The following is a 26,082-nucleotide window of genomic DNA, read 5'->3' as shown; positions in this document are numbered from 1 at the left end:
AATTCCTGGTGTGACGTGGAGGCAGTGCAGATAACGGCGTTTGCCGGGGCAACTTGATTGGGGTGGGCGTCCCCCATTCAGGAATCAGTAGGTGACGGTGACCGTGACCAGATCGCTGTAGCTGCCAGGGGTTGGCGCCTGAACGGCAGGAACTTGACCGTACAGGGTCAGTGATTGCGTATTGCCGGTGCCGGTGCCGGTCTGTGTGTCGGTGTTCAGGGTGCTGCCCCAGCGTTGCGTGCGGGCAGCGTCGCGGTAGAGTTCGTAGGTCAGGTACTGGCCGTTGGCGTTGCGCATACGCCGGATAGCGCCGTTGGCGTTCTGGCCGTTGTCCAGGCTCACCTGCCACGCGGTGCGATAGCGGCAGGTCATGTTGAGTGTTGTCGTGTAGTTCAATGCGCTGTCGATCAGCCCCGATTGGCTGCCGAAATCCAGATCCGCGATACTGCCGATGGCGCATGTCGAAGGAACCGTGATAGATGCGACGAATGGGAACGGCACCGAACTGCCTCCGCCTAAGCCACCGCTGGTGCAGGAAGCCGGCATCAACCCGGGATTGCCGATCAGTGGCTCGCTGTAGCGATACTGCAGGTTGGTGTAAGAACCGCTGAAGTTGTTTTGGTAGTTCCCGGTAGCAAGTCCACTTTGCAACGGCACACGTCCGTAAATGGTGAAAGTGCTGCTGCCGCTGCCCCCCAGTAAGAGTGACGAATAGCTCATGTCCACTTGCAGTGGTGTGGAACCATTCAGGGCGTTGCCCCAGATCAGACTGCGCGCGCTATCCTGGTAGAGTTGGAAGTTGAGGCTGTCATTGAGTGGGTTGAGCATGCGCCGCGTCGCAATGCCCAGGTTGCCGCCTTGTGCGCCTTCGTCGATGTTCAGGCACATGCGCACGTAAATCGTGCCCAGGATGCTGATCGCGCCGGTCTGGCAGGTCACGACGATCTGTGCAGTCGCGTCGGTGGTTGCGGTGTCGGACAGGGTGCCGAAGCTCAAGGCCGAAGCCTGCGCGCTACAGACGGTGGTGGCGTCGGCGCGTTCGCACGTCAGCGTCGCGATCGCCAACAGGGCCATGCCCAGGGCCAGTGTGCGTGCTTGGCGCAGCGTCATGGTGTGGTTTCCGTGCTACAGCGCAGCGGCCCCAAGCGTGCCGGTCGGTGCTGCGCAGTGTAGGCGATGCGGACCTTGCACTGGCCTGTGCTGGTCTCTACTTCCAGATCGTTGGGGCCGTGCTTGAGGCCTTCCAGATAGGCTTCGCCGTCGTAACCGACCATCGTGTCGATGCCCGGGCCATGGACTCGGCTGCCGACCGGCAGTGGCGCACCGTCGGTATCTTCGAGTTGCACCAGAACGCCGTCGCTGGTGCGGATCGGGAACTTCACCACGACACCGGTGCGGTCGCGTGGGACCACGATCTGGTCGATCTTCTCCGGCCGTGCCTGCGCTGGCAGATGCATCGGGTCGATCGATAGTTGGTTGTGTTGCCAGGCCAGCAAGGGCGTTACCAGCAGGAAGCCGCGTGTGTCGGTGGTGCCGATCGGGCGGTTTTCCAGCATCACCGGCACCCCGGCAACGCCGTCGGTGGAGACCAGGGCAAAGGCTTGGTCGAGATCGCGCCGCGGGAACCAGCCACCGCCGATCCAGGCCAGGCCTCCGGATGCCTCGGCATAACCGTAGGTTTGGCCATTGGTACTGGTGACGCCGCCGGCGTAGCGCGCGCTGTCGCCGCGCCAGTTTGCCTCGGCCAGGCCGCCGCTGTCCTGGCCGCTGCGCGCCTGTAGCCGCCAGCCGACGTTATCGGCCGCCGACGAATGGCTGAGGTCGGCGGTCGCGCTCACGCGCTCGCCGGCCTGTTGCAGCGCCAAGCTGCCCTGTCGGTTACCTTCCAATGCAATCGTCCAGCCCAGATAAATGCTGCGATCACGGCTCTGGTCCAGATTCCGATTGACGCTGAGGGTCAACGACGATTGCCGCGCCAGCACCTTGCTCCAGAACAGGCTGGCGTAGCGAGCCTCGCTGCTGCCGGGATAGGCCAGACGCACATAGCTGAGCGAGACGTTGCCTAGCGGGATCCAGGTGGTGCCGAGCAGGGCGCGGTCGCTGATGCGTGCAGGCGCCGTGCCGTACTGCGATGCGACGTCGCGGTAGCCAGACTGCGCGCGCTGAGTGTCCACGCCAACATTGAAATGCCCGTTGTTCCAGTGGTAGCTGAGCGTGTACTGGATGCCGTCGTTGGTGGGGTCGCTGCCATGCGCCAGAGAGGCACCGACCACGCCAGCCCATGGCAGTAGCCAGATGACCCCGGCGCCGACGTTGCGAACCCCAGCGCCGGCTTCGGCGTGGGCTTCGGCGGTGAGTTGTGGACTGAGGCCACGGCGCCAGCTGGCGCTGCCGACAGTGTCGCTGGCATAGGAGAAATTGGCGCTACCGTACCCTTGGCGGACGCGGCCCAGTGCCAGCGACCAGTCGTTCAGGCTGGTGGCAAGCAGTTGCTGCGTGGCGTAAAACGGGAAGGAGATCGAACGCGTCCGGCCGTAGGCGTCGGTGATGACCACCTGCGCATTGCCGGCGCCGTCCACGCCTGGCGCGGCCGATAGCTGGAATCTGCCGGCCGGCAGTTGCGCGCCGTATTGGCGGATGCCGTTGACGTACAGGTCCAGGCTCGATGGCACAGTGACCTCGCCGAGGAATTCCGGCAGGGGCGAGGTCACGCGGTATGGCTGTAGGCCGAAGTCGCTGCCGACCCGCAGCCCGCCCAGGCGCAAGGCGCGGCTCCAGTTGGTGCTGCTGCTCAGGGTATCGCCCAGCACCACGCTGGTCATGCGGTCGGGGAGCGACCATTGCCATTGCGTGTCCAGGCGGATCGCCTGGTTGTGCCAGTCTTGCTGGGGGTCGTGGGTCAGCCGGCCGACGAACGATTGCCGCAACAGACCACGACCGAGCACGCCATTGCCCAGCCCGAATGCGCGTACTTCGCCACTGGCGGTGAGATTGCTGGCATCGCCTTGGTGGCTGGCGTACAGGTCGTAGTTGAGCAGGGCGCCGGGAGAACTGGTCGCCGGTAGCGCGGGTGTGTTGCCTTGCGCGTCGATGTGGGTCACTGGCGCGTCGAGCAAGGCCACCGGTGCGTCGATGGCCAACTTTTGCAGACTAGCATCGTACTGGAAGCGCACTCCTTCCAGATCGCTCAATGACAGTGTCGCCGCGCTGTCGCTGGCGTCCACGCGCAGGCCGAGTTGGCGCAGGGTAGCGACGTTGGTACGTAACTGCGCGCCGTCGCGTTGAAATTGGAATAGGCCAGGTTTGCGGGTCTGGTTCACGGTGACTTCCAGATACAGCGTTTCCTGGGAGGGCGGGGTGCTACTGGGCTGGGCGACGGCGACGTCGATCGCGGCGGCGGCGGCGCAGGCACACAGTGCCAGCAGCACCTCAAGGAGCCGCTGCATCCAATGCAAACGGCTGCGCAAGGGGGGCTCCGTTGATCTTTGCTTGGAACGTTCCTTTCGCGTGCGCGAGCGTTGCCGGTAGCGGCCAGCGCTTGTGCTGGCCCGGCAGGATGTAACCCGCCAGGCCATTGGTGATCGCGATATGGCGGCCATCGCTGGCGACGAAGTCCAGGTCCACCACTTGCGCGTGTTCGTTGCCTTGGTTGGCGACTTCCAGCATCTGGGCGGCCCCATCGTGGATCAGCCGCGCATGCAACACGGGTGCGACACTGGCGACCGGCTTGACGAAGATCGGCAGCGAATAGCGCAGGATGAATTGCAGGCCGGTGTTGCTGCCGGTGTCGGCATCCTTTGCCGGCAATTCGTCCACCAAGATGCGATACGTTTCCTCGGTGGCGTTGGGCGCAGCATCCAGGCGGATGATGCGTACTAGCTGCTGCGAATGCGGTTCCAGTTCAAGCATTGGTGGACTGATCGCGATCTTGTCGCTGGGGTCGAGCAGGTCTTCGCCATTGCGTTGGTGCCAGCGAAATGCCCGCACCTGCGCATGCAGCGGCTTATCGCCGCTGTTGCTGAGCCAGATACCTTGAGCGGAGTCTGCGGCGGCCAGCGTCACCGAGGTCGGCGCCACCTGCAGGCTGGATGCCGTGCAGGTGGCAGTTGCCGTCAGCCACAGGAGCCCGATGGCCGGCAGGCGCAACATGGGATGCGATGGCGAAAACATGCAGGCAGGCGCTCCGATGAGTCACTACTTACTTACCAGGTGACGGTGGCAGTGACGATGTCACTGTACGAATCGGCAGGATAGTTGGTGCTGGCGACTTGGCCGTAGACGGTGACCGGCTGCACATTGCCGTTGCCGGTGCCGGCCTGGGTATCCAGGCCAACGGTCGAGCCCCAGTTCTGGGTCATCGCCGAGTCGCGGTACAGCGCGTATGGGACCCGTGAGGTGTTGCTGGCATTGGCGCTGCCCATGGTGCGCGTGAGTACCGTCGCACCGGTGGTGCTGCCGGCATTGAGTGCGATGTTGTAAGGGGTGCCTGAAGTGCAACGCACGTTCAAGGTGCCGGTGCTGGTGATCGAGGTCTGGGCCGAGTTGACGCTACCGAAGTTGACGTCGGTCGGGGCGGTCTGGATGTTGCAGACGCTGTTGATCTGGATCTTGACGTTGAAGGTGCGCGAATCGGTCTGGGCCGATGCCAGGCCGGTGGTGGTGGTGAACAGCACAGCGATGGCGAGGGCACGGTGAAAGGCTTGCATGGCACGGTTCTTTGGTGAAATGACGGATGACCGCCGGTGCCCGTTAGGAAGCAAAATGTGCGCCATTACGCTCGTTTTTAGATACTGATCGTGATCGTGGGTTTGATGTATGTCGCGCTTTCTTCTGTTTATATTTGTGAGGATGCGCCTCCTGCTACGCGGGTGCCGAAAAACCGCCGGACTCACGCTGCCCGTTCAGGAAGCGTCGGATGAGCGATAATGGGCACATGACCGTCAATCTGAAATCTCCCCAGGACATCGAGAAGATGCGCGTCGCCGGCCGCTTGGCTGCCGAGGTGCTCGACCTCATCGGGCCGTATGTCAAGCCGGGCGTCACCACCGCCGAGCTGGATCGGCTCTGCCACGACCACATCGTCAACGTGCAGCAGGCGGTGCCGGCCAACGTCGGTTACCGTGGCTACCCGAAGACCGTGTGCAGCTCGGTCAACAACGTGATCTGCCATGGCATTCCCAGCGACAGCAAGGTCTTGAAGGACGGGGATATCGTCAATATCGACGTCACCGTGATCAAGGACGGTTGGCATGGCGACACCAGCCGCATGTACTACGCCGGCACGCCGTCGGTGATGGCGCGGCGCCTGGTCGAGACCACCTACGAAGCGATGTGGCGCGGCATCCGCGCGGTGAAGCCGGGCGCCACGCTGGGCGACATCGGCCATGCGATCCAGCAGTACGTCGAAAACCAGCGTTTCAGTGTGGTGCGCGAGTACTGCGGGCACGGCATCGGCAAGGTCTACCACGACGAGCCGCAGGTGTTGCACTACGGTCGTCCCGGCGAGGGGCTGGTGCTGAAGTCGGGCATGACCTTCACCATCGAGCCGATGGTCAACGAGGGCTCGCGCCATACCCGCGTACTGCCGGACGGCTGGACCGTGGTGACCAAGGACCGCAAGCTTTCGGCGCAATGGGAGCACATGGTGGCGGTCACCGAGGATGGGGTGGAAGTCCTCACCCTGTCGCCAGGCGGCCTCGGCGCGCCGTGACCCTATTGTCGGTCGGTGCCGATGCCATCATGCCGGGTGCCGGCGTGGACGACGCAGCGTGGGCGCTGGCGATCCGGCAATTGCTGGCGCAGGCCGATGCGCGGCTGAGCAAGCGCTTCGATCAGGGCGAGGAGATCGATCGCTTGCTGGCGCTGCGCGCGCGCGCGCTGGATCACGTCATCCGTGATGCCTGGCGGCGTTGCGTGCCGCCCGAGGCGGGGCTGGCCTTGTTCGCGGTCGGCGGCTACGGCCGCGGCGAACTGTTCCCGCGTTCGGACATCGACCTGCTGGTGTTCGGCGAATGTGCTTGCCATGGGGTGCATGAACAGGCACTGGCGCGGCTGTTTCCATTGCTCTGGGATGCCGGCGTGCCGGTGAGCCATGCGGTGCGTTCGGCCGTGCAATGCACGGCGGCTTGTGCGGACCAGACCGTGCTGACCGCGCTGATCGAAGCACGTCCGTTGCTGGCCGATGCCGCAGCCACGGCGGCGTTGGCGGCAGCGATCGCGTCCCAGCCACGCTGGCCGCCGCGCGTATTTTTCCAGGCCAAGCGCGAAGAATTGCAGGCTCGCCACCAGCGTTTCGGCGACACCGCCGACAATCTGGAACCGGATATCAAGGACGGCCCCGGCGGGTTGCGCGATCTGCACACCCTGGGTTGGATGGCGTTGCGCGTCTTCGGCGTGCGCGACCTGGAGCAGCTGGTCGGGTTGGGCCATGTCGGTGGCGACGAGGCCGCGGCCTTGCGTCGCGAACGCTGTGAACTGTCGCGGCTACGGTATGGCCTGCATCTGCTGGCCAACCGACCGGAAGAGCGCTTGCGCTTCGACTATCAGAAGGCCTTGGCACAGCGAATGGGCTTTTCCGACGATCCCGAGAGCCTGGGAGTGGAGAAGATGATGCAGCGCTTCTATCGCAGTGCGGCGATCGTGCGCCGGATCAGCGACAGGTTGCTGCAGCGTTTGGAGGAACAGTTCGACGGCGAAACGCAGCCGCAGCCGCTCGGGGGTGGATTTTCGCTGCGTCGCGGATATCTGGCCGCCGATGCCGAGAGCTGGCCGCAGGCCGATCCGGTGCAGGTGTTCGCGTTGTTTGCAACCTGGGCCGCGCATGGCGAGGTGCGCGGCCTGCATTCGCTGACCGCGCGCGCGCTGGCTGAGTCATTGGAGTTCCTGCCGTCCTACGACAGCGCCAGCGCGCTGGCGCGCGAGCGTTTCATGGCGCTGTTGCGCGGTCCACGTGCGGTACAGACGCTGACCCGGATGGCGCGTCTGGGCGTGCTTGGGCAGTGGATCCCCGCGTTCGCGCAGGTGTCCGGACGCATGCAATTCGACCTGTTCCATGTCTATACGGTCGATCAGCACACGCTGATGGTATTGAATAACATCGAGACGTTCGCCAGTGCGCGCGCTGACGAGCGTTTTTCGATCGCACGCGAAGTCTGGCCGCGCTTGCGCAAGCCAGAGTTGCTGTTGCTGGCCGGTCTGTTCCACGACATCGCCAAGGGGCGTGGTGGCGATCATTCCGAACTAGGGGCGGTGGATGCGCGTGCGTTTTGCGCCTGTCACGGCCTCATTGCCGCCGACACCGAACTGGTCGCCTGGTTGGTGCAGCAGCATCTGCACATGTCGGTGACCGCACAAAAGCAGGACATCACCGACGCGCAGGTGATCCATCGCTTTGCCACTCTGGTGGGCGACCGCGAGCGCTTGGATTATCTGTATCTGCTGACCTGTGCCGACATCGCCGGTACCAGCCCCAAGCTATGGAACGCGTGGAAGGATCGCTTGCTGGTGGATCTGTATTTCGCCGCGCGGCGCGCGTTGCGCGAGGGTCTGGAGCATCCGCTGCCGGTGGCGGAACGGTTGCAGGAAGCGCGCGATGCCACGCGTGCGCTGATGCACTTTCAGGGGCACGACGATGCCATCATTTCGCGTCAGTTCGCCGGGATGCCGGACGAGAGTTTCCTGCGCTTTCGTCCCGAGCAACTGGCTTGGCAGGCCACCTCGCTGATGGAGGTGGAATTGGGCGGCACCCTGGTCCGGGTGCGTCCGGTCACGCCCGACGATGCTGCGCTGGAAGTATTCGTTTATTCGCCCGATCGCGACGGTTTGTTCGCCGGGATCGTGATGACCTTGGGCCGGCTCGGCTACGGCATCCACCGTGCACGCCTGCTCGACGCACCGCAAGGGGCGATCTTCGACACTTTCGAGGTCGTGCCGGGTGATGCGTTTGCCAGTAACGACACCGTGCAACTGGAAGCGGCGCTGCGCGAAGCGCTGGCCGGGGACCTGACGCGGTTGCGTCCGGCGCGGCGTGCGGTGCCGCGGCAACTGCGGTATTTCCGTTTTCCGCCGCGCATCGAGTTTCCCGACAGTCTGGACGAGCGCCTGACCCGTTTGAGCCTGATCGCACCGGACCGTCCTGGTTTGCTGGCGGACGTGGCGTTGGTGCTGCGCTACCAGCGTTTGCGCGTGCATGACGCGCGCATCGCCACCTTCGGCGAGCGCGTCGAGGACATGTTTCACATTACCGACGAGTACAACCTGCCGTTAACCGAAGCATCCCGCCAAGCGCTGCATGCCGCGTTGCAGGCATGCCTGGATCCCGATACCCCGCCTGGAGAAGTCCACTGATGGCTACCAAGAAGTCCGCTGCCAAGAAAAAGCCCGTTGCCGCGAAGAAGACGGCCAAACGCGCCACTGCCGCCAAGCGCGCTGCGCCCAAGTCGGCGTCGAAGTCCGCATCTAACATCGCGCATGCCAAGCAGGTCGCGACGCCCAGTGTCGATGAGCTGAAGTTCATGATCGACAGCGCCTTCGAACGTCGCGCCATGTTGACCCTGGACGAGATCGAGGGCTCGACCCGGCCTGTGGTCAATCGTGTCATCGATGGCTTGGAGACAGGCGAATTCCGTGTCTCCGAACCGGATGGACACGGTGGCTGGAAGCTCAACGAGTGGCTGAAGAAAGCCGTGCTACTGTACTTTCGGGTCAATGAGATGGCGGTGGTCGAGGCGCAGCCGGCGCCGTTCTGGGACAAAGTGGAATCGCGCTTCGCCGGTTACCACGAAGCCGAATTCCGCAAGGCCGGGGTGCGCGTGGTGCCTGGCGCGGTTGCGCGACGCGGCAGTTACTTCGGCAAGGACGTGGTGCTGATGCCCAGTTTCACTAACATCGGCGCACACGTGGGCGAGGGCACCATGGTCGATACCTGGGCGACGGTCGGTTCCTGCGCGCAGATCGGCAAACATTGCCATTTGTCCGGCGGCGCCGGCATCGGCGGTGTGCTGGAGCCGTTGCAGGCCAGCCCGACCATCATCGAGGACCACTGCTTCATCGGCGCGCGCTCGGAAGTGGTGGAGGGCGTGGTGGTCGGCCATCACAGCGTGATCGGCATGGGCGTGTTCATTGGCCAGAGTACGCGCATCTACAACCGCGCCACGGGCGAGATTTCCTATGGCTACGTTCCGCCATACAGCGTTGTGGTGTCTGGCCAGTTGCCGGCCAAGGACGGTTCGCATTCGCTGTACTGTGCGGTGATCGTCAAGCAGGTCGATGCCAAGACGCGTAGCAAGACCAGCGTCAACGAACTGTTGCGCGGCCTGGCCGACTGAGGCCACCGCTTCGGCAATGGCGCGTCGCAGCGGATGTGTGTGGACGGCGGTGTGCGAACCTGTATCGCGGCGCGTTTGTCCTCACCCCAGGCACCTGATGTGTTGTAACAAGCGCGGCGCGCAAGAGTGAGATTTCGAGATGACGACGATCTACGGATTGAAAAACTGCGACACCTGCAAGAAGGCGATCAAGTGGCTGGAGCGTTTCGGCATCGCCCATACCTTCGTCGATTACCGCGCCAACACCCCCACGCCCGACACCCTGCTGGAGTGGGCGGGCAAGGTCGGAGGCTTCGACGCGCTGGTCAACAAATCCTCGACCACCTGGCGGCAACTGCCGGAAAACAAGAAAACGCCGGGTTCCGATGCCGAGTGTAAGCTGCTGTTGCGCGAATATCCGCAACTGATCCGACGGCCGCTGGTGCTCACTGCCGATGGCCGGATCAGTCAGGGCTTTTCCGATCATGCGTTCAAGCAGCGTTTTGGCGTCGGGTGAAGACGCAATGCGCGTGTGGTTGCGGCGTCTGAAGTGGGCCTTGGATCAACGCGCCGCCTGCCTGCCCATGTATGCGCAAATCGTTTGCGCGCAGCCGCGATGCTGCATGTTTCCATCTCTCTGCGGCGGATGGCTAAAGCCACGCAACGCCGCGCTTATCGTGATGACCGACCATGTCCGATGTGATTGAACTTGCCTGCGACCTGATCGCCCGCCCCTCGGTGACGCCGGAGGATGCCGGCTGCCAGGAACTGATCGCACAACGGTTGGCGCATGCCGGCTTCGCCATCGAACGCCTGCGTTGCGGTCAGGTCGATAACCTGTGGGCGACCCACCGCGGTGGCGACGGTCCTGTCCTCGTGCTGCTCGGTCATACCGACGTGGTGCCGCCTGGACCTCGCGAGGCCTGGACCAGCGATCCGTTCGTGCCGCAGATGCGCGACGGCGTGCTGTACGGCCGCGGTGCCGCCGATATGAAAGGCAGCGTGGCCGCATTCGTGATCGCGTGCGAACAGTATGTCGCGGCGCATCCGCAGCACCCTGGCACGCTGGCGGTACTGCTGACCAGCGACGAGGAAGGCCCGGCGATCGACGGCGTGCGCCACGTGGCACGCCTGTTCGCGGAACGTGGCGAACGCATTGACTGGTGCATCACCGGCGAACCTTCCTCCACCGAACGGCTCGGCGATCTGTTGCGCGTCGGGCGCCGTGGCAGCCTGTCTGGTACGTTGACGGTGCGCGGCGTACAAGGCCATGTGGCCTATCCGCACAAAGCGCGCAACCCGATTCATCTGGCCGCCCCAGCGCTGACCGAACTGGTCGCGCGGCATTGGGACGACGGCTACGAAAGCTTCCCGCCGACCAGCCTGCAGATTTCCAACGTGCACGCCGGGACCGGCGCCAACAATGTGATTCCCGGCGAGTTGCAGGTCGCCTTCAACCTGCGCTACACCCCGCATTGGGATGCTGCGCGGCTGGAAGTGGAGATCGCCGCGCTGCTCGAACGCCATGGCCTGGACTACAGTGTGCAGTGGCATCGCAGCGGTGAACCTTTCTATACCCCTGAAGGCACCCTGCGCCGAGTAGCGCGTGAAGTACTGGGCGTTTTCGCCGGCGCGCCGCCGGAAGAGAGCACCGGCGGCGGCACCTCCGATGCGCGCTTCATCGCGCCATTGGGGGCGCAGTGCATCGAGGTCGGTCCGGTCAACGCCAGCATCCATCAGGTGGACGAACATGTGCGTGTGGCCGACTTGGAAGCGTTGCCGGGGCTCTACCTGCGCTTGATCGAACGGTTGCTGTCGTAACAGTTGCACTGGCTTGCGCACCGGGTTACGTTCGATGAATGAACGCGCTGACTGCCTTCCGCCCGATTCGCGCCAACGCTCGCAACCATGCGCTGGCGAATAATCCTACGTGGCCGATGCGGGTCTGCGACTAGGCGTTACCAGTAACATCACGCCCAGCCCTCAGAAAACCCGCATCGGCCGATGCGGGTTTTTTTTGTGCGTGCATGACCTTTTGCAATCACCCGGTGCGCCATGGCCGGGGACAATCCTCACCGGCCCCACGATCAGGAGTTTCCCATGTGTTCGATTTTCGGCATCTTCGGCCTGCAACCGGGCGACGATTTGCAGGCATTGCGTCGGCAGGCGCTGGATTGCTCGCAACGGCAGCGCCATCGCGGTCCTGATTGGAGCGGTGTGTATGTCGACGCGGGTGCGATCCTGGTGCATGAGCGCCTGGCCATCGTTGATCCGGCTGGTGGCGCGCAGCCCTTGCTGTCCGATGACGGCCAGTTAGCCCTGGCGGTTAACGGTGAGATCTACAACCATCGCGAACTGAAACAGCAACTGACGCAGCCCTATGCGTTCCAGACCGGTTCGGATTGCGAGGTGATCAACGCGCTGTACCGCGAGCAGGCACCAGTCGCGTTGCTCGACCGGCTCAATGGTATCTTCGCTTTCGCGTTGTGGGACAAGGCCGCAGGCCGCGTGCTGATTGCGCGCGATCCGATGGGCGTGTGCCCGCTGTACTGGGGCCATGACGCGCAGGGGCGCTTGCGCTTGGCCTCGGAGATGAAATCGCTGGCCGACAGTTGCGCCGACGTCGCCCAATTCCCGCCAGGCCACTACTACGACAGTGCCAGTGGCACGTTGGTGCAGTACTACCGCAGGCCGTGGCGCGATTACGCCGCCGTGCAGGGCGTGGAGGTGAGCAAGCAGGCACTGCGCGAGGCGTTCGAGCGCGCCGTGCATCGCCAATTGATGACCGACGTGCCCTATGGCGTGTTGCTGTCCGGCGGCCTGGATTCCTCGCTGGTGGCGGCGGTGGCCGCGCGCTTTGCGCGCAAGCGGATCGAGGAGAACGACCAGGCCGAGGCCTGGTGGCCGCGCCTGCATTCCTTCGCGATTGGCCTAAAGGGATCGCCCGATTTGGCCGCTGCCGCGATTGCCGCCGAGGCGCTGGGCACCGTGCATCACGGCTTCGAATACACCTTCGAGGAAGGTCTTGATGCGCTGCCGGAGGTCATTCGGCATATCGAGACCTACGACGTCACCACCATCCGCGCTTCCACTCCGATGTTCCTGTTGGCGCGGCGGATCAAGGCGATGGGAGTGAAGATGGTGCTGTCCGGCGAGGGCAGTGACGAAATTTTCGGTGGCTATTTGTATTTTCACAAGGCACCGAACGCGCGCGAGTTCCATGAAGAGCTGATCCGCAAACTCGACGCGTTGTACAACTACGATTGCCTGCGCGCCAACAAGTCGATGATGGCCTGGGGCGTGGAGCCGCGCGTGCCGTTTCTGGATGTGGAATTTCTGGAGGTGGCGATGCGCATGGACGCCCAGCACAAAATGGCGGGCACCCGCGCCGATGGCAGCAAGCGCATCGAGAAGGCGGTGTTGCGCGAGGCGTTCGAGGGCTATCTGCCGGAGTCGATCCTGTGGCGGCAGAAGGAGCAGTTCAGCGATGGCGTCGGGTATGGCTGGATCGATGGGTTGAAGGCGCATGCCGACACGCAGGTCAGCGACCGCGAACTCGCCGCGGCCGATAAGCGCTTCTCGGTGAATCCGCCGCAAACCAAGGAAGCCTATTACTACCGTAGTCTGTTCGAACGCGCTTTCCCCACGCCAGCGGCAGCCGAGACCGTGCCCGGCGGCAAGTCGATTGCGTGCTCCTCGCCAGCGGCGATTGCCTGGGACGCGAGTTTCGCTTCGATGGCCGATCCCTCCGGGCGGGCGGTGGCCGGCGTGCACGAACAGGCGCTGACCTGATCGATGCGGCGGGGCGTGCCGTGCCGTGGTATTCCCCGCCTGCCGTTCGAACCGACGCGATTGTGCGCGAGGGCCTATAGAGTGCCGATCGCACAAGGAAGCACATTATTTTGTCGGAACGGACAGATTGGGCGATCATGCATCCGCGATTGGCCGTGTTTCTACGGGCCAGTTGCAAGGGAAAGGATCAAGTCGATTTCAATCATCGTCGCTGAGGCATCCGTTTCCGGAGATTTCCCTGATTCTGGAGAGGAATGCCCTTCGATAAGGATCCTGGTTATGCGGAAAGCATAGCGGAACAAAAATGGCTTGATCGCCATGGCTTTCCAGCGGTTATTCGAATCGCATGCAGTGCCCGTAGCGTTCGGGTTGGATGTCCACGCCGGAGGCTTCGCCTTCGTTGTTGCGCCATAGGTTCCGGTGGAAGTCGGTACCTTTGCAGTTGGCGGCGCGGTCCACGCCGACCGTGTAGGTGTGCGGATTGCCGCGGAAGATGTTGTGTTCGAAGGTGTTGTCCTGGCTCATGCTGTTGTCCCAGCACAGGATCTCTGGCGTGCGATGGCGGATCGAACAGGTCAGGTAGAGGCCCGCGCCCTTGTTATTGAGGAATTGGTTGCCGGTAAACAGGTTGCCTCGTGCATCTGCCAAGTACACGCCCTGGCTGCCATTGCGCTCCAGGCGGTTATTCCGGATTTCGCTGTCTTCCAGGTGCTCGGTGGTGATGCCGGCGGCGACATTGTCATGAATCGTGTTGTCGAGTAGTTTGATCTTGGCGCTGCGGTTGAACGACACCCCGTCCCAGGTCGCGCCGGAGATGTCGTTGTGGGCGATCAGTAGGTCGTGGCTGTCGTATTCGCTGAGCAGGCAGGCGCTGCGGCATTTGCTCACCCGCAGATGGGTGAGCTGGATGTCCTGTCCGTTGCGTACCACCACCAGGCTGTTGCTCAGGTACGGGAGTTCGGGCATGAATTCCTTCTGGGCGTCGCCGCCGACGATCTGCAATCGGGTGATCTGGACGTCGCGGATCGGCCGCAGCGGGCGTTCGTGCTGATAGTCGCCGAGCACGATGGTCGGTTGTTGCACGCCATCGCGCATGCGTAGCACCGTCGCATCGCCCTGGCCGCGCAGGCGCAGACCGTTGCGCTGGATCGACAGCAGTTTGTTCAAGTGGAACTCGCCGGCGCTCAGGCAGAGCGTTGCTGGTTTGCCATCGTTGGGTAGGCGGTCGATCACGGTCTGCAGATCGTTGCCGGGTTCTGCGCGCACGCTGCAATCGGTATCGGCCTCGGCCTCGGCGCGAGACGGCGCAGCGTGGGCGGCAGACGCGAGGGCCGCAGCCAGCGGCAGCAGCAGGGTGAGCATGGGGCGATGCTTCATCGGGTGCGGACTCCACGTGGGGTAGGAGAGGCGGGGTTGTCGGTGTACGCTACGTTACCGGCATGGTGGTAGGGCGTCATTGTCGTGCCGGTGAGCTTAATATCAGCGTGTGGAGCGTCGGTGGAGTCTAGACGCTGCGCGTGTCGTGCTTACGTGGTGGTGGACGCAGGCTGTGCGCTTTATCACGTATGGATGCGATGGCGCGCAGACCGGCAGTGCCATCTATGGAGTCGGGATGTGAATGATTCCGATTGGAACGTGGCAGCGCCGTCTCGTGCATTATGGCGGCTTCAATCGAAACCATGGAGCCCGCTCATGAAGGGACACCCCGACGTCGTTCACTGCCTCAAGGAATTGCTGCGCGGTGAACTAGCCGCGCGCGACCAGTATTTCATTCACTCGCGGCGCTACGAAGATCAGGGCCTGCTGGCGCTGTACGAGCGCATCAATCACGAGATGGAAGAGGAGACCGAGCATGCCGATGCGCTGCTGCGGCGCATCCTGTTCCTGGAGGGCGACCCGGACATGCGTCCGCTCGCGTTCGAGCCCGGTCGCACGGTCGAGGAAATGTTGGAAAAGGACTTGAAGGTCGAATACGAGGTGCGCGCGAATCTGGCTGCGGCTATGAAGTTGTGCGAGCAGCATGGCGACTACGTCAGCCGCGACGTGCTGCTGGCGCAATTGCGCGACACCGAAGAGGACCATGCCTGGTGGCTGGAGCAGCAATTGGGGTTGATCAAACGCCTGGGCCTGGCGCTGTACCAGACCGCGCAGATCGACGCGCGCACCTCCGGCAACGATGCCTGAGCGCGATGCCTCCCGTGCGCGGGAGGCATCGCACATGTGGCCGGATCGTGTCGATGCGCGGCCCTGGCTTGCGCGTTCCTGCTTTCCGGCGAATCGCTACTAACAAAGCGTCGCCAGCTGCTGTCGGGTGGGCGCGTACAGCGCGCAGAAACCGCAGTACACAGCGGGTACATGAGGATTCCGAGTACTGCCCACGCCCGTCCGGCGGCGACGCAGTCGTTTTGTCAGCTACTTTTATTCCACCGCCAGCTCGTCCACCTTTTGCCAGCCACGCGGCAGCAGGCCGCCGCGGCTGGCGCGCGCGCCCAGATAGGCGTCCAGGTCTTTGAACGACAGCGACATGGTGCGCTGGCCGCTCTTCACCAGCAGGGTGTTGCCCGGCGTCACCGCCGCGATCGCCACCACTCGCTCGGTGCCGAGCTTGGCCTTGGGGATGTCGATGATCTTGTTGCCTTTGCCCTTGTCCAGCTCGGGCAGGTCGGCGACCGGGAAGGCCAGCAGATGGCCGGCGCTGGTGACCGCGACGATGCGGTCGGTGTCTGCATTGCCAACCGTGGCTGGAGCCAGCACTTTGGCGTTCGGGGTCAGGTTGAGCATGGCCTTGCCGGCCTTGTTACGGCTGGTCAGGTTCTCGAAGCGGGTGATGAAACCGTAGCCGTGCGAGGACGCCAACACCACTCGGGTGTCGTTTTCGCCGGTCGCCAGCGCTTGGAACGCCGCGCCGGCCGCGGGCGAGAAGCGCCCGGTCAACGGTTCGCCGTTGCCGCGCGCCGAGGGCAGGGTATGCGCCAGGGTCGAATAGGCGCGGCCTTCCGAATCCAGAAACGCCACCTGCTGGGTGCTGCGACCGCGCACCGCCGCCAGCAGGCTGTCGCCGTCGCGGTAGGCGAGGCCGGCCGGGTCCACGTCGTGGCTCTTGGCCGCGCGAATCCAGCCCTTCTCCGACATCACGATGGTCATCGGTTCGCTCGGTACCAATTCGGTCTCGTCGATGGCCTGCGCTGCTTCGCGCTGCACCAGCGGCGAGCGCCGCGCGTCGCCGAACTTCTTGGCGTCGGCGATCAGTTCGTCCTTGATCAGCTTCTTGAGCTTGGTCTTGCTGGCCAGCACCGCCTGCAACTGCTCGCGCTCCTTGGCCAGGGCGTCCTGTTCGCCGCGGATCTTCATCTCTTCCAGCCGCGCGAGCTGGCGCAGGCGGGTTTCCAGGATGTAGTCGGTCTGTTCCTCGCTGAGTGCGAAGCGCGCGATCAACGCCGGTTTCGGCTCGTCTTCGCTGCGGATGATGCGGATCACTTCGTCCAGGTTGAGGAATGCGACCAGCAGGCCTTCCAACAGGTGCAGGCGCCGTTCCACCTTCTCCAGGCGGTGATTGAGCCTGCGAACCACGGTGTCGCTGCGAAAACGCAGCCATTCCTCCAGCAGGGTCTTGAGGTTCTTGACCTGCGGGCGGCCGTCCAGGCCGATCACATTGAGATTGATGCGGTAGCTGCGCTCCAGGTCGGTGGTGGCGAACAGGTGGCCCATCAGGTGTTCTGCGTCGACCCGGTTGGAGCGCGGCACCAGCACCACGCGCACCGGATTGGCGTGGTCGGACTCGTCGCGGATGTCTTCCAGCCAGGGCAGCTTCTTGGCGCGCATCTGTTGCGCGATCTGCTCGATCACCTTGGACGGCGAGACCTGGTAGGGCAGCGCGGTGACCACGATGTTGGCGTTTTCCTTCTCGTAGGTGGCGCGGGCGCGCACGCTGCCGTGCCCGGTTGCGTATATCGTGCGCAGGTCGGCGATTGGGGTGATGATCTCGGCGGTGCTCGGATAGTCCGGTCCACGCACGTGTTCGCACAGATCGGAGATGCTGGCGTCGGGGTCGTCGAGCAGGCGGATCAGCGCGCTGACGATCTCGTTGAGGTTGTGCGGCGGTACGTCGGTGGCCATGCCCACGGCGATGCCGGTGGTGCCGTTGAGCAACAGGTGCGGCAGCCGCGCCGGCATCCAGGTCGGTTCGTCCATGGTGCCGTCGAAGTTCGGCGACCAGTCCACCGTGCCCTGGCCGAGCTCGCCGAGCAGCACTTCGGCGATCGGGGTTAGCTTGGATTCGGTATAGCGCATGGCCGCGAACGACTTCGGATCGTCGGTGGAGCCGAAATTGCCCTGGCCCTCGATCAGCGGATAGCGGTAGGAGAACGGCTGCGCCATCAGCACCAACGCTTCGTAGCAGGCGCTGTCGCCGTGCGGGTGGTACTTACCGATCACGTCGCCGACGGTGCGTGCGGACTTCTTCGGCTTGGCCGCCGCGTTCAGGCCTAGCTCGCTCATCGCGTAGACGATGCGCCGCTGTACTGGTTTCAGGCCGTCGCCGAGAAACGGCAGGGCGCGGTCCAGTACGACGTACATGGAGTAGTCCAAGTAGGCGCGTTCGGCGTATTCGCGCAGCGGTAACTGTTCGAAGCCATGGAAGACGGGGCGGGGAAGATCGGTCATGCGCAGCAAACACCTTAGTAAGGGAAGGCGGCGAGGGACGCCGCAGAGCAACTGGTCGATTATCCGGATGCGGCCGTTAATGCCAAGCCGTGCGTGCGGTTGCCGCGGGTCTTTGATGGCCAGAGCGCGTGCCGGTGCAGGCCGTATGGTCGCGACGAAGTGGGTATTGCCGGGGTTGTGAGCCGGATCCATGCAGCGAGATCGGCGCTGCTGGTGTTGCCGCTAGGCAGGCGCATAGTCTGTGAAACGCCTAGGCCACTGGTGACCCAGGCGCTGATGTGAGGGGCGCAAGGTCTTCCCTTGCTGACGCTTGCCGCCGGGTTCAGCCCTACGGTTGGAGTTGCAGTGTGTACACGGTGGGGCCGGGCAAGAACGGCGTGGGTTTGCCCAGTACCCAGGCATCGTGGCCAGCGCCCCAGAACGGCGAGAGCGGGTCGCCGCTCTGGCCACCAGGCATCTCTGTGATGCCTTGTTCTTCGTGGCCAGGTGACACCACCATGCGCTCGGACGCGCCGAAGTCGGGAGTCTGTACGCGCGGCATGTTGGTGTCGCCGGGCAGCTTGTTGGCAGGCATGCACAGCAACGGCTGCAATATGGTCGGCAACGCCGCCGCCAGCGGATGACAGATCGCCGCCTTGTTATAGCTGCTTTGATCCAGTGGCCCCAGCCTTCTCAAGGTATCGCGGACCTGCATTGCCGCATCCTCCAAGAGCGCTTGCCAATTGGCATAGTGCCGCGGCAGCAAATTCATCGGTCGTTGTTGCAACAGTGGCCACGTCACGCCTTCCAATTGCGACAGATCAGGTTCGATGTAGTTCTTACCCAGCGCAACTTGTGCCGGAGCAGTGAGGCCATCGGCGATGCGGCTGTTTACGGCGTTGCGCCAATTGCTCACGATCCAGTAGCTGACCGAATCGATGGATGCGGCACCATTCCAGTTGGCTGCCGCAGTCGCAAGTGCCTGCAATGCCGGATGCTGGGCATCGCTGCGCGCGCCTTCGCTTTGCAGCAACTGCCACCAGCGACGTAGGAACAAGGCACGGTCGTCGAGTTGGATGCCGAGCATGTCGCTTTCGACGAAGTGGTCGCTGGCGAGCAGATCGTTGCGGATCTGCTGTGCACGTGCGCCTAGCGCATAGCCGCCGTCGCCTAGCCGGCGCAGTTTCGAGCCGTCGACTGTACGCGCGTTGGCGGTCCAAAGGCGGTCGCCGACCGGGTCGACGAGGCGTGGCGACAATCTGGTGGAAATATCCCACGGCGGGCAGTCGTAAGCGCTACCGGTACTGGCGGTGTTATGCACCAATTCGTTGGCCGGGGAGCAGTGGTTGCGTACGGGTAGCGGGCCAAGCACGCGCCAGGCGATGTGTCCGGCGCTGTCGCTCACGATCCAATTCAGCGCGGGTATTGCTATGTCTTCGCCATTTTTCAATGCTTCATCAAGATCTTGGGTGCGGGCGAGATTGGCGATATTCAGGTTCAGCGCGCCTGGCAGTTGTGCGACCCAGCGCAGCGCCAGTGCGCTGCCGTCCTGGTTCTGGTACAGGATGGGGCCATAGCGGGTGTCTTGTACATTCAGTGTCACTGGCGCTGCGCCGGCCACGTTGATCGTCTCCACGTGTGTGGTGACCGGCTCGCAGGCAGTACTGGGGTTGCTGTAGGTACAGGGCTTGATCCGGTACCAGTCGGCGGTGTCTGCGTAACTATTGGTGAAGCCCCAGGCGATGTGTTTGTTGCTGCCGATCAGTATTGCTGGCACACCCGGCAAGGTGAAGCCGGTGACATCGACCCGTCCACCGGGTGCCTTCGGGTCCGCATAGCGTAAGCGAGCGCGGAACCAGATGTTCGGCACGGTCAGGTTCAAGTGCATGTCGTTGGCAAGAATGGCTCGACCGTCATTCGTCAGGTGCCCACTGACCGCCCAGTTGTTGCTGCCTGGGGCGTTCGGCTTGGAAAGCCTGGTGTGGCCGACTGCGCTGGTGTCAGGTGCTGGCAGTGTGCGCAGGTCAACCTTTGACGGCCCAGGCAATACTGCGTCGCCGCGCGGGGCGCCTTCCAGCGGTGCGTCCCAAGTGCTGCCGTCGTGACGTAACAGCGCCAGCAGGGCCGGTGGCAGCACGGCTTGCATCCGTGCCAGTGCCAGTTCGTCCAAGTTTTGGCTGTCCTGTAGTAAAAAGTACATCGCAGCGGCGCTCAGTTGCGAATCCTCTGTCTGCCACGCGCGTGGGACCTGTTTGAGTAGCAGGTAGGTCCATGGTGGCCGCTTCAGGTTGCTCAGGCCGCGGTTGACACCATCTGTGTAGGCTTGCAGTTGTGCCAGGCGATCACCGGCGAAGTTGCTGAGTTGGGCTTGTGCGCGTGCACGCATGCGATGCACACGGCTCTGTTCATCGCTAGCCAGCTGGCTGGGGCCAATGAGTTCGGCCAACTCGCCGGCTGTTGAGCGGCGTAGCAGATCCATGTCGAAATAGCGCTCTTGCGCATGGACGTAGCCGAGCACGCGCATGGCATCGGTTTCGTTAGCAGCATCGATGGTGACAACGTCCTGGGCATCACGGCTGATGGTCGCCGGTGCGGATAGGCCGGGCAGCGTCAGGCAGCCGTCTAGCTTTGCATGGCCACCTTCCAACAATCCCGATTCGAAAAGTCTTGAGTCCAGGGGGCTCGCTGAGAGTGCAGTGCTCAGGAGTAACGACAACACCAGTCCAATCACCGTGGTTTTCTTATTAACTTTCACAGCGACTCATCTCCGATGATCAGTAAGGCATAGGTGAGTATTTATAAATTAAAGTGGCTGGGCCTGGAGGTAGACATTGCAGCTCCTTTCTTTAAATAATGTCAGCGAGTTGCACAGGCCGCTCATTCGCAGCATCTTGCACGGTGTTGTGGCGGCAATTGCCAATATGTGGCAAGGCCAAGAGCGGCGAAAAAATTTTTGAATGCTGTATCTCAGATGGAAAATTGTCAATATCAAAGCGCAAATGAGGTATATATCCCAATTTTAAAGCGCAACGCATTGAATCGCTGATTCGGCAAATCAAGCCTTATTCCCAAGGTCGTGCGACTTCGGGTCAGTGATTGGCAGTCCCGCAACGGCATCGTCTATGTCTTGCGCACCGGCATCGCGTGGGAGGAGCCGTCTCTGAAGCGTGGTGATGGCAGCGGCATGATCTGCTGGCGGGCGGCTGCGTGATCGGCAAGCCAGCGACGTGTGGCATCGTCTGCATCATGGTGTTGCTGACCGAGCTACGTCGCGCCAAGAAACTTGATCTGAGCCGAGCGAGTTCGGACGCCGCCTCAGTTGCCTTGACCCCCGATCAGCCGATAGCGCTAGGAAAACGGCTGCGCCATTAGCACCAATCCCTTCGTCGCAGTGGCTCTGGTCGGTTATCCGGATGCGGCTGGTAATGCCAAGCCGTGCGTGCCGCGTGGCCGGCTGTGGGCGATCCATGACACGGGTCGAGCCAGGCGTGGCGGCCCCCATGTGTCGGGATGGGTCTCCCATGCGGCGGCATAGCCTGCTTTCATGGAATGCTTAATTTCATAAGCAATATTTTCTTGACAAATATTTTTATGTGAAAATAATTGACCCCATGAGCACCTTCTCCTCCCCTGACCGTCCCTCGTTCGGCTTGCTCCTGCGGCAGGTGCGCGATGCTCTGATGCGTCGCTTGGATGCCGGGATGGCCGAGTTACAGCTCGGTTTAGGTGCCAGCCATTACATCGGCATGAAGGCTTTGGCCCACATGTCGCCGTGCAGTGCCAACGCCTTGGCTCAGGCAATCGACCAGAACCCCAGCGCGGTCACCCGCCTACTGGACAAGTTCGAGGAACTTGGATGGGTGCGCCGCGAAGCACACGCGCATGATCGGCGTGCCTTGCGTATCGTCCTAAATGATGACGGCCGCGCCATGTGGGAGCAACTCAGGCTGCGTGGCGACGAGGTCATCGCCAGCGCGTTGGGCGACCTTTCCGCTGAGGAGCGTGAGCACCTCACTTCGCTGTTGATCCGCGTTCGCGATTCTCTCAATTCCTTATGAATATGCTCATGAAGCCATCCATCACGTCCCCTCGTCTGCGTTCGCTGGTGGTCGCGGCACTTCCCCTGGCGCTGGCCGCATGCGCCAGCAGTCGTGGGCTGGAACCCCTTGGCCACCGGCTCGATGCCGATCGCCAGTTGCATCTCGATCAGACCTTGCATACCGACGTCCTGGCGCCTGCGCCGTGGCCGCAGCAGGACTGGTGGAAGGCGTTGGGCGATCGGCAACTCGACGCGCTGATTGCCGAAGCCCTGCAGGGCACGCCGAGTCTGGAGGCGGCCGACGCGCGCCTGCGTCTGGCGCAGGCGCAGGCCGGTGCCGCCGATGCCGATCGTGGCGCCAAATTGTCGCTGTCGGCCGGTTACACCGGGCTGCAACTGCCTAAGGACTTGGTCGGCGACAAGATCGGCGGCAAATACCTCCACGACGAGCAGGCGCTGCTGGATTTCAGCTACGGCGTCGACTTGTGGGGCGGCAAACGTGCGGCGTGGGAGGCGGTGGTGGATCAGGCGCATGCGGCGCAGGTGGATGCGCAGGCCGCGCGTCTGGAGCTGTCCGCCGCTGTTGCCCGTGCGTATGTGCAACTCGGTTACGCTTGGCAGTTGTACGACCTTGCCGGTGCGGAACTGGCGCGCGCCGATCGCAGCCTGAAACTGGTGCGACAGCGGCGCGATGCCGGGATCGACAGCACGTTGCAACTGCGTCAGGCTGAGGCGCGCCTGCCGGTGGCGCGCCAGCAGCAGCAGGCGGCGCAACAGCAGATCGACGAAGCACGGATCGCGCTGGCTGCCTTGCTCGGCCGTGGTCCCGATCGCGGGTTGCAGATCCAGCGCCCGCGCCTGCTCGACCCACAGGCGGTGTCGCTGCCGTCGGTGCTGCCGAGCGACCTGATCGGCCGTCGTCCCGACGTGGTCGCCGCGCGCTGGCGGGTCGATGCCGCTGCGCAGGGGATTCATGCGGCCAAGACGCAGTTCTACCCCAGCATCAATCTCACGTTTCTTGGCGGCCTTGTCTCGAGCAACCCGAGCGACTTCTTCAAGAGCGGGTCGGTGCTGGGCATTCTCAGTCCTGGGGTGAGCCTGCCGTTGTTCGATAGCGGCCGATTGCGCAGTCGGCTTGCCGAACGCGATGCGCAGTACGACCTGGCGGTGGCCAATTACAATCAGGCGCTGGTGGCAGCGCTGCGCGAAGTGGCCGATCAGGTCAGTGCGGCGCGCTCGCTTGCGCAGCAGGCCCAGCAGCAGGCGCAGGCGGTGGACACCGCGCAAGCCGCCTTCGATCTGGCCCAACAGCGCTACCACGCCGGCATCGGCAACTATCTGGACGTGCTCAGCGTCCAGCAGCAATTGTTCGAGGCGCAGCAGCGTCTGGCCTCGCTGCAGACAAACCGAATCCTGGTCTCGGTGCGCCTGAATCAGGCGCTGGGCGGTGGTTACGAAGCCACTTCCGCTGCCGATGCACCAAGGTCTTCTTCCGCTTCTTCGCATTCCTGAGATCGTTGCAATGAATCAGACAACCACTCCCGCTTCCTCAGTCGTCGCCTCCAGCCGGCGCGGCAAACTGCTGCGCGGCCTGGCCGTCGTCGTGGTGCTGGCGCTGATCGTCTTCGCGATCTGGTATTTCTGCATTGGTCGCTGGTACGAGCACACGGACGATGCTTACGTGCAGGGCAATCTGGTGCAGATCACACCAATGGTCGCCGGTACCGTGGTGCGGATCGACGCCGACGATGGCATGCGCGTGGAGCGCGGTCAGCCGCTGGTGACGCTCGATCCGGCCGATACCGAGGTGGCGCTGCAGCAGGCCGAGGCCAATCTGGCGCGCACTGTGCGTCAGGTCCGCGGCTTGTACCGCTCGGTCGACGGCGCACAGGCCGAACTGTCCGCGCAGCAGGTGATTTTGCAGCGCGCCCGCGCCGACGTCGCCCGCCGTACCGGCCTGGTGGCCAACGGTGCGATCTCCGCCGAAGAACTGGCGCATGCCCGCGACCAGTTGGCCGCCGCCGAAGCGGCCGTCAGCGGCTCGCGCGAAACCTTGGCGCGCAGCAGCGCGTTGATCGACACCACTGGCATCGATCAACAACCCGACGTGCAGGCCGCTGCCGCGCAGATGCGTCAAGCCTTCCTCAACAACGCGCGTACCGCCATTCTGGCGCCGGTTTCCGGCTACGTGGCGCGGCGTTCGGCGCAGGTCGGCCAGCGCGTGCAGCCTGGTACCACGTTGATGGCGGTGGTGCCGCTGAATCAGGTCTGGGTGGATGCCAATTTCAAGGAAACCCAGCTCAAGCATATGCGTCTGGGCCAGCCGGTGGACATGGAGTCGGACGTGTACGGCAGTGCGGTGGTCTACCATGGCACGGTACAGAGCCTGGGAATTGGCACCGGCAGTGCGTTCTCGTTGCTGCCGTCGCAGAACGCCAGCGGTAATTGGATCAAGATCGTGCAGCGCGTGCCGGTGCGCATCGCCATCGATGCCAAGCAACTGGCGGAGCATCCGCTGCGCATCGGCCTGTCGATGAAGACCGAGGTCGACATGCACCAGCAGAACGGCAATGTGCTGCCGATCAAGCCGGCTGCCGGCCCGCTGTTGGGCACCGATGTTTACGCGCAACAGTTGCAGCAAGCCGACGCGGCGGTCGCGCAGATCATTCGCGCCAACCTGCCCGCTGTCGCCAAGGCGAATTGAGCCCGCCATGTCCAACCAAGCTGCCGCTCCTGCCGCGCCCGGGATGCCGGGCGCACCGGGCGCCGGATTCCGCCCGGCCAGCGTGGCGTTGTGCACGTTTGGCCTGGCCCTGGCCTCGTTCATGCAGGTGCTCGACACCACCATCGCCAATGTGTCCTTGCCGACGATCGCCGGCAATCTCGGCGCCAGTTCGCAACAGGCGACCTGGGTCATCACTTCGTTCGCGGTGAGCAATGCGATCGCGCTGCCGTTGACCGGGTTCCTCAGCCGCCGGTTCGGCGAGACCAAGTTGTTCGTGTGGGCCACGTTGGCCTTCACCATGGCCTCGTTGCTGTGCGGCCTGGCGCAGAGCATGGGCATGCTGGTGGTGTCGCGTGCGTTGCAGGGTTTCGTCTGTGGCCCGATGTATCCGATCACCCAGAGCCTGCTGGTTTCCGTGTATCCGCGCGAAAAGCGCGGGCATGCGCTGGCGCTGCTGGCGATGATCACCGTCGTGGCGCCCATCGCGGGGCCGATTCTCGGTGGCTGGATCACCGATAACTACAGCTGGGAGTGGATTTTCTTCATCAACGTGCCGCTGGGCATCCTCGCCGCGACGGTGGTCGGCGGGCAGTTACGCGACCGTCCCGAACCGGTCGAGCGTCCGCGCATGGACTATGTCGGCTTGATTACCCTGATCATCGGGGTGGGATGTCTGCAGGTGGTGCTCGACCTGGGCAACGACGAGGACTGGTTCAACTCGACCATGATCGTTGTGCTGAGTGCGATTTCGGTGGTGGCGCTGGCAATATTCGCGATCTGGGAGTTCACCGACAAAGATCCGATCGTCAACTTGCGTCTGTTCCGTCACCGCAACTTCCGCAGTGGCACCATGGCGCTGATCGTGGCTTATGCGGGATTTTTTGCCGTGTCGCTGCTGATCCCGCAGTGGTTGCAGCGCGACATGGGCTACACCGCGATCTGGGCCGGCCTGGCCACCGCACCGATCGGGATCCTGCCGGTGATCATGACCCCGTTCGTCGGCAAGTACGCCTCGCGTTTCGATCTGCGCCTGCTTGCCAGTATCTCCTTTGTCGTCATGGCGATCACCAGTTTCATGCGCTCGGATTTCAATCTGCGCATCAGCTTCGAAAGCGTGGCCGGTGTCCAGTTGTTGATGGGGATCGGGGTGGCGCTGTTCTTCATGCCGGTGTTGCAGATCCTGTTGTCGGATCTGGACGGGCGCGAGATCGCCGCCGGCTCCGGTTTGGCGACGTTCCTGCGGACCTTGGGCGGTAGCTTCGCGGCCTCGTTGACCACCTATCTGTGGGCTAAGCGCACGCAATTGCACCATGCACATATGACCGAGCATATCTCCGCATATTCGCCCAGCACGCAGGAACAGATACAAGCGATGGGGGGGGGCAGTCTGCAAAACGGTGCGGCGCTTCTCAACAACAGCATCAATCATCAGGCATCGCAGATGGGGTTCAACGACATCTGCTATCTGTTGGGCTGGGCGTTCTTGGCGATCATCTTCCTGGTGTGGCTGGCCAAGCCGCCGTTCGGTGGTGGGGGCGGAGCGGCGGCGGGAGGCCACTGAGGGCGGTTGCCCGCTGCGG

At 63.4% G+C, this 26,082-nt stretch carries 18 protein-coding genes, 1 other RNA gene and 1 pseudogene; 12 read left to right on the top strand and 8 right to left on the bottom strand.

Annotated features, from left to right (window positions below; genetic code table 11):
- Positions 1–84: 84 nt before the first annotated feature.
- The 4 genes from XaFJ1_RS09780 to XaFJ1_RS09765 are packed head-to-tail and all read right to left on the bottom strand — an operon-like array spanning position 85 to position 4,706.
- Entirely contained in the window at positions 85–1,110 is a 1,026-nt protein-coding gene (locus tag XaFJ1_RS09780; RefSeq protein ID WP_012916507.1) for a Csu type fimbrial protein, read from the bottom strand.
- Positions 1,107–3,467: a fimbria/pilus outer membrane usher protein gene (locus XaFJ1_RS09775; RefSeq protein ID WP_155393678.1), complete on the bottom strand. Its 2,361-nt coding sequence runs from the start codon at positions 3,465–3,467 to the stop codon at positions 1,107–1,109. Before XaFJ1_RS09775 ends, XaFJ1_RS09780 begins: the two co-directional genes overlap by 4 nt.
- On the bottom strand, positions 3,430–4,170 hold the full coding sequence (locus XaFJ1_RS09770; RefSeq protein ID WP_049887182.1) for a fimbrial biogenesis chaperone: 741 nt from the start codon (positions 4,168–4,170) through the stop codon (positions 3,430–3,432). The genes XaFJ1_RS09775 and XaFJ1_RS09770 overlap by 38 nt, the downstream gene beginning before the upstream one ends.
- A gap of 32 nt (positions 4,171–4,202) precedes the next feature.
- On the bottom strand, positions 4,203–4,706 hold the full coding sequence (locus XaFJ1_RS09765) for a Csu type fimbrial protein (protein ID WP_012916505.1): 504 nt from the start codon (positions 4,704–4,706) through the stop codon (positions 4,203–4,205).
- 227 nt (positions 4,707–4,933) lie between these two features.
- On the opposite strand from XaFJ1_RS09765, the gene map reads away from it, so the two are divergent.
- The 6 genes from map (at position 4,934) to asnB (ending at position 13,097) form a co-directional block, all read left to right on the top strand.
- The gene (gene map / locus XaFJ1_RS09760; RefSeq protein ID WP_012916504.1) at positions 4,934–5,710 is read left to right on the top strand and encodes a type I methionyl aminopeptidase; all 777 of its coding nucleotides are present in this window, start codon (positions 4,934–4,936) and stop codon (positions 5,708–5,710) included.
- 29 nt (positions 5,711–5,739) lie between these two features.
- A complete protein-coding gene (locus XaFJ1_RS09755; RefSeq protein WP_045757326.1) occupies positions 5,740–8,346 on the top strand; it encodes a [protein-PII] uridylyltransferase in 2,607 nt (868 codons plus the stop codon).
- Entirely contained in the window at positions 8,346–9,326 is a 981-nt protein-coding gene (gene dapD, locus XaFJ1_RS09750; protein ID WP_045756922.1) for a 2,3,4,5-tetrahydropyridine-2,6-dicarboxylate N-succinyltransferase, read from the top strand. The genes XaFJ1_RS09755 and dapD overlap by 1 nt, the downstream gene beginning before the upstream one ends.
- Before the next feature lie 139 nt (positions 9,327–9,465).
- Positions 9,466–9,822, top strand: a complete 357-nt coding sequence (locus XaFJ1_RS09745) for a Spx/MgsR family RNA polymerase-binding regulatory protein (RefSeq protein ID WP_012916501.1) — start codon at positions 9,466–9,468, stop codon at positions 9,820–9,822.
- Between the two features lie 173 nt (positions 9,823–9,995).
- Entirely contained in the window at positions 9,996–11,126 is a 1,131-nt protein-coding gene (dapE, locus tag XaFJ1_RS09740) for a succinyl-diaminopimelate desuccinylase (protein ID WP_012916500.1), read from the top strand.
- A 279-nt stretch (positions 11,127–11,405) separates the two neighbouring features.
- The gene (gene asnB / locus XaFJ1_RS09735) at positions 11,406–13,097 is read left to right on the top strand and encodes an asparagine synthase B (RefSeq protein ID WP_012916499.1); all 1,692 of its coding nucleotides are present in this window, start codon (positions 11,406–11,408) and stop codon (positions 13,095–13,097) included.
- Positions 13,098–13,430: 333 nt separating this feature from the next.
- On the opposite strand, the gene XaFJ1_RS09730 is transcribed toward asnB, so the two are convergent.
- The gene (locus XaFJ1_RS09730) at positions 13,431–14,474 is read right to left on the bottom strand and encodes a right-handed parallel beta-helix repeat-containing protein (protein ID WP_012916498.1); all 1,044 of its coding nucleotides are present in this window, start codon (positions 14,472–14,474) and stop codon (positions 13,431–13,433) included.
- A 315-nt stretch (positions 14,475–14,789) separates the two neighbouring features.
- Between XaFJ1_RS09730 and bfr the strand changes: the two genes are divergently transcribed.
- Positions 14,790–15,281: a bacterioferritin gene (gene bfr, locus XaFJ1_RS09725; protein WP_012916497.1), complete on the top strand. Its 492-nt coding sequence runs from the start codon at positions 14,790–14,792 to the stop codon at positions 15,279–15,281.
- Between the two features lie 97 nt (positions 15,282–15,378).
- Here the strand turns inward: bfr and XaFJ1_RS09720 are convergent.
- The 3 genes from XaFJ1_RS09720 to XaFJ1_RS09710 form a co-directional block, all read right to left on the bottom strand.
- Positions 15,379–15,454, bottom strand: a non-coding RNA gene (locus XaFJ1_RS09720) — sX9 sRNA.
- Between the two features lie 61 nt (positions 15,455–15,515).
- Positions 15,516–17,759 (bottom strand): DNA topoisomerase IV subunit A, encoded by a 2,244-nt coding sequence (gene parC / locus XaFJ1_RS09715; RefSeq protein ID WP_012916496.1) that lies wholly within the window; start codon positions 17,757–17,759, stop codon positions 15,516–15,518.
- Positions 17,760–18,087: 328 nt separating this feature from the next.
- Positions 18,088–20,493, bottom strand: coding sequence for a penicillin acylase family protein (locus tag XaFJ1_RS09710; protein WP_230596776.1), 2,406 nt, complete (start codon positions 20,491–20,493; stop codon positions 18,088–18,090).
- 251 nt (positions 20,494–20,744) lie between these two features.
- Here XaFJ1_RS09710 and XaFJ1_RS16195 point away from each other — a divergent pair.
- From XaFJ1_RS16195 to XaFJ1_RS09690, 5 genes and pseudogenes are all read left to right on the top strand, one after another.
- A pseudogene (locus XaFJ1_RS16195) lies at positions 20,745–21,080 on the top strand (transposase); the annotation flags it as partial.
- A 269-nt stretch (positions 21,081–21,349) separates the two neighbouring features.
- Positions 21,350–21,796: a MarR family winged helix-turn-helix transcriptional regulator gene (locus XaFJ1_RS09705; protein WP_012916494.1), complete on the top strand. Its 447-nt coding sequence runs from the start codon at positions 21,350–21,352 to the stop codon at positions 21,794–21,796.
- A gap of 8 nt (positions 21,797–21,804) precedes the next feature.
- Positions 21,805–23,289, top strand: coding sequence for an efflux transporter outer membrane subunit (locus XaFJ1_RS09700; RefSeq protein ID WP_425476758.1), 1,485 nt, complete (start codon positions 21,805–21,807; stop codon positions 23,287–23,289).
- 10 nt (positions 23,290–23,299) lie between these two features.
- The gene (locus XaFJ1_RS09695; RefSeq protein WP_012916492.1) at positions 23,300–24,481 is read left to right on the top strand and encodes an HlyD/EmrA/EmrK family protein; all 1,182 of its coding nucleotides are present in this window, start codon (positions 23,300–23,302) and stop codon (positions 24,479–24,481) included.
- Between the two features lie 7 nt (positions 24,482–24,488).
- On the top strand, positions 24,489–26,063 hold the full coding sequence (locus XaFJ1_RS09690; RefSeq protein WP_012916491.1) for a DHA2 family efflux MFS transporter permease subunit: 1,575 nt from the start codon (positions 24,489–24,491) through the stop codon (positions 26,061–26,063).
- Positions 26,064–26,082 lie beyond the last annotated feature (19 nt).

The organism is Xanthomonas albilineans, from assembly GCF_009931595.1.
GTDB lineage: Bacteria > Pseudomonadota > Gammaproteobacteria > Xanthomonadales > Xanthomonadaceae > Xanthomonas_A > Xanthomonas_A albilineans.
The sequence above is the reverse complement of the archived record's forward strand: the minus strand, read 5'-3'. Positions and strand labels throughout refer to the sequence as shown.

Excerpts from the sequence above, each read along its gene's own strand:
- XaFJ1_RS09695 (WP_012916492.1), top strand. The coding sequence starts at position 23,300 with ATGAATCAGACAACCACTCCCGCTTCCTCAGTCGTCGCCTCCAGCCGG.
- XaFJ1_RS09770 (WP_049887182.1), bottom strand. The coding sequence starts at position 4,170 with ATGTTTTCGCCATCGCATCCCATGTTGCGCCTGCCGGCCATCGGGCTC.
- asnB (WP_012916499.1), top strand. The coding sequence starts at position 11,406 with ATGTGTTCGATTTTCGGCATCTTCGGCCTGCAACCGGGCGACGATTTG.
- dapD (WP_045756922.1), top strand. The coding sequence starts at position 8,346 with ATGGCTACCAAGAAGTCCGCTGCCAAGAAAAAGCCCGTTGCCGCGAAG.
- dapE (WP_012916500.1), top strand. The coding sequence starts at position 9,996 with ATGTCCGATGTGATTGAACTTGCCTGCGACCTGATCGCCCGCCCCTCG.
- parC (WP_012916496.1), bottom strand. The coding sequence starts at position 17,759 with ATGACCGATCTTCCCCGCCCCGTCTTCCATGGCTTCGAACAGTTACCG.
- XaFJ1_RS09780 (WP_012916507.1), bottom strand. The coding sequence starts at position 1,110 with ATGACGCTGCGCCAAGCACGCACACTGGCCCTGGGCATGGCCCTGTTG.
- XaFJ1_RS09730 (WP_012916498.1), bottom strand. The coding sequence starts at position 14,474 with ATGAAGCATCGCCCCATGCTCACCCTGCTGCTGCCGCTGGCTGCGGCC.
- XaFJ1_RS09705 (WP_012916494.1), top strand. The coding sequence starts at position 21,350 with ATGAGCACCTTCTCCTCCCCTGACCGTCCCTCGTTCGGCTTGCTCCTG.
- XaFJ1_RS09755 (WP_045757326.1), top strand. The coding sequence starts at position 5,740 with ATGCCGGGTGCCGGCGTGGACGACGCAGCGTGGGCGCTGGCGATCCGG.
- XaFJ1_RS09745 (WP_012916501.1), top strand. The coding sequence starts at position 9,466 with ATGACGACGATCTACGGATTGAAAAACTGCGACACCTGCAAGAAGGCG.
- XaFJ1_RS09765 (WP_012916505.1), bottom strand. The coding sequence starts at position 4,706 with ATGCAAGCCTTTCACCGTGCCCTCGCCATCGCTGTGCTGTTCACCACC.
- XaFJ1_RS09700 (WP_425476758.1), top strand. The coding sequence starts at position 21,805 with ATGAAGCCATCCATCACGTCCCCTCGTCTGCGTTCGCTGGTGGTCGCG.
- XaFJ1_RS09690 (WP_012916491.1), top strand. The coding sequence starts at position 24,489 with ATGTCCAACCAAGCTGCCGCTCCTGCCGCGCCCGGGATGCCGGGCGCA.
- map (WP_012916504.1), top strand. The coding sequence starts at position 4,934 with ATGACCGTCAATCTGAAATCTCCCCAGGACATCGAGAAGATGCGCGTC.
- bfr (WP_012916497.1), top strand. The coding sequence starts at position 14,790 with ATGAAGGGACACCCCGACGTCGTTCACTGCCTCAAGGAATTGCTGCGC.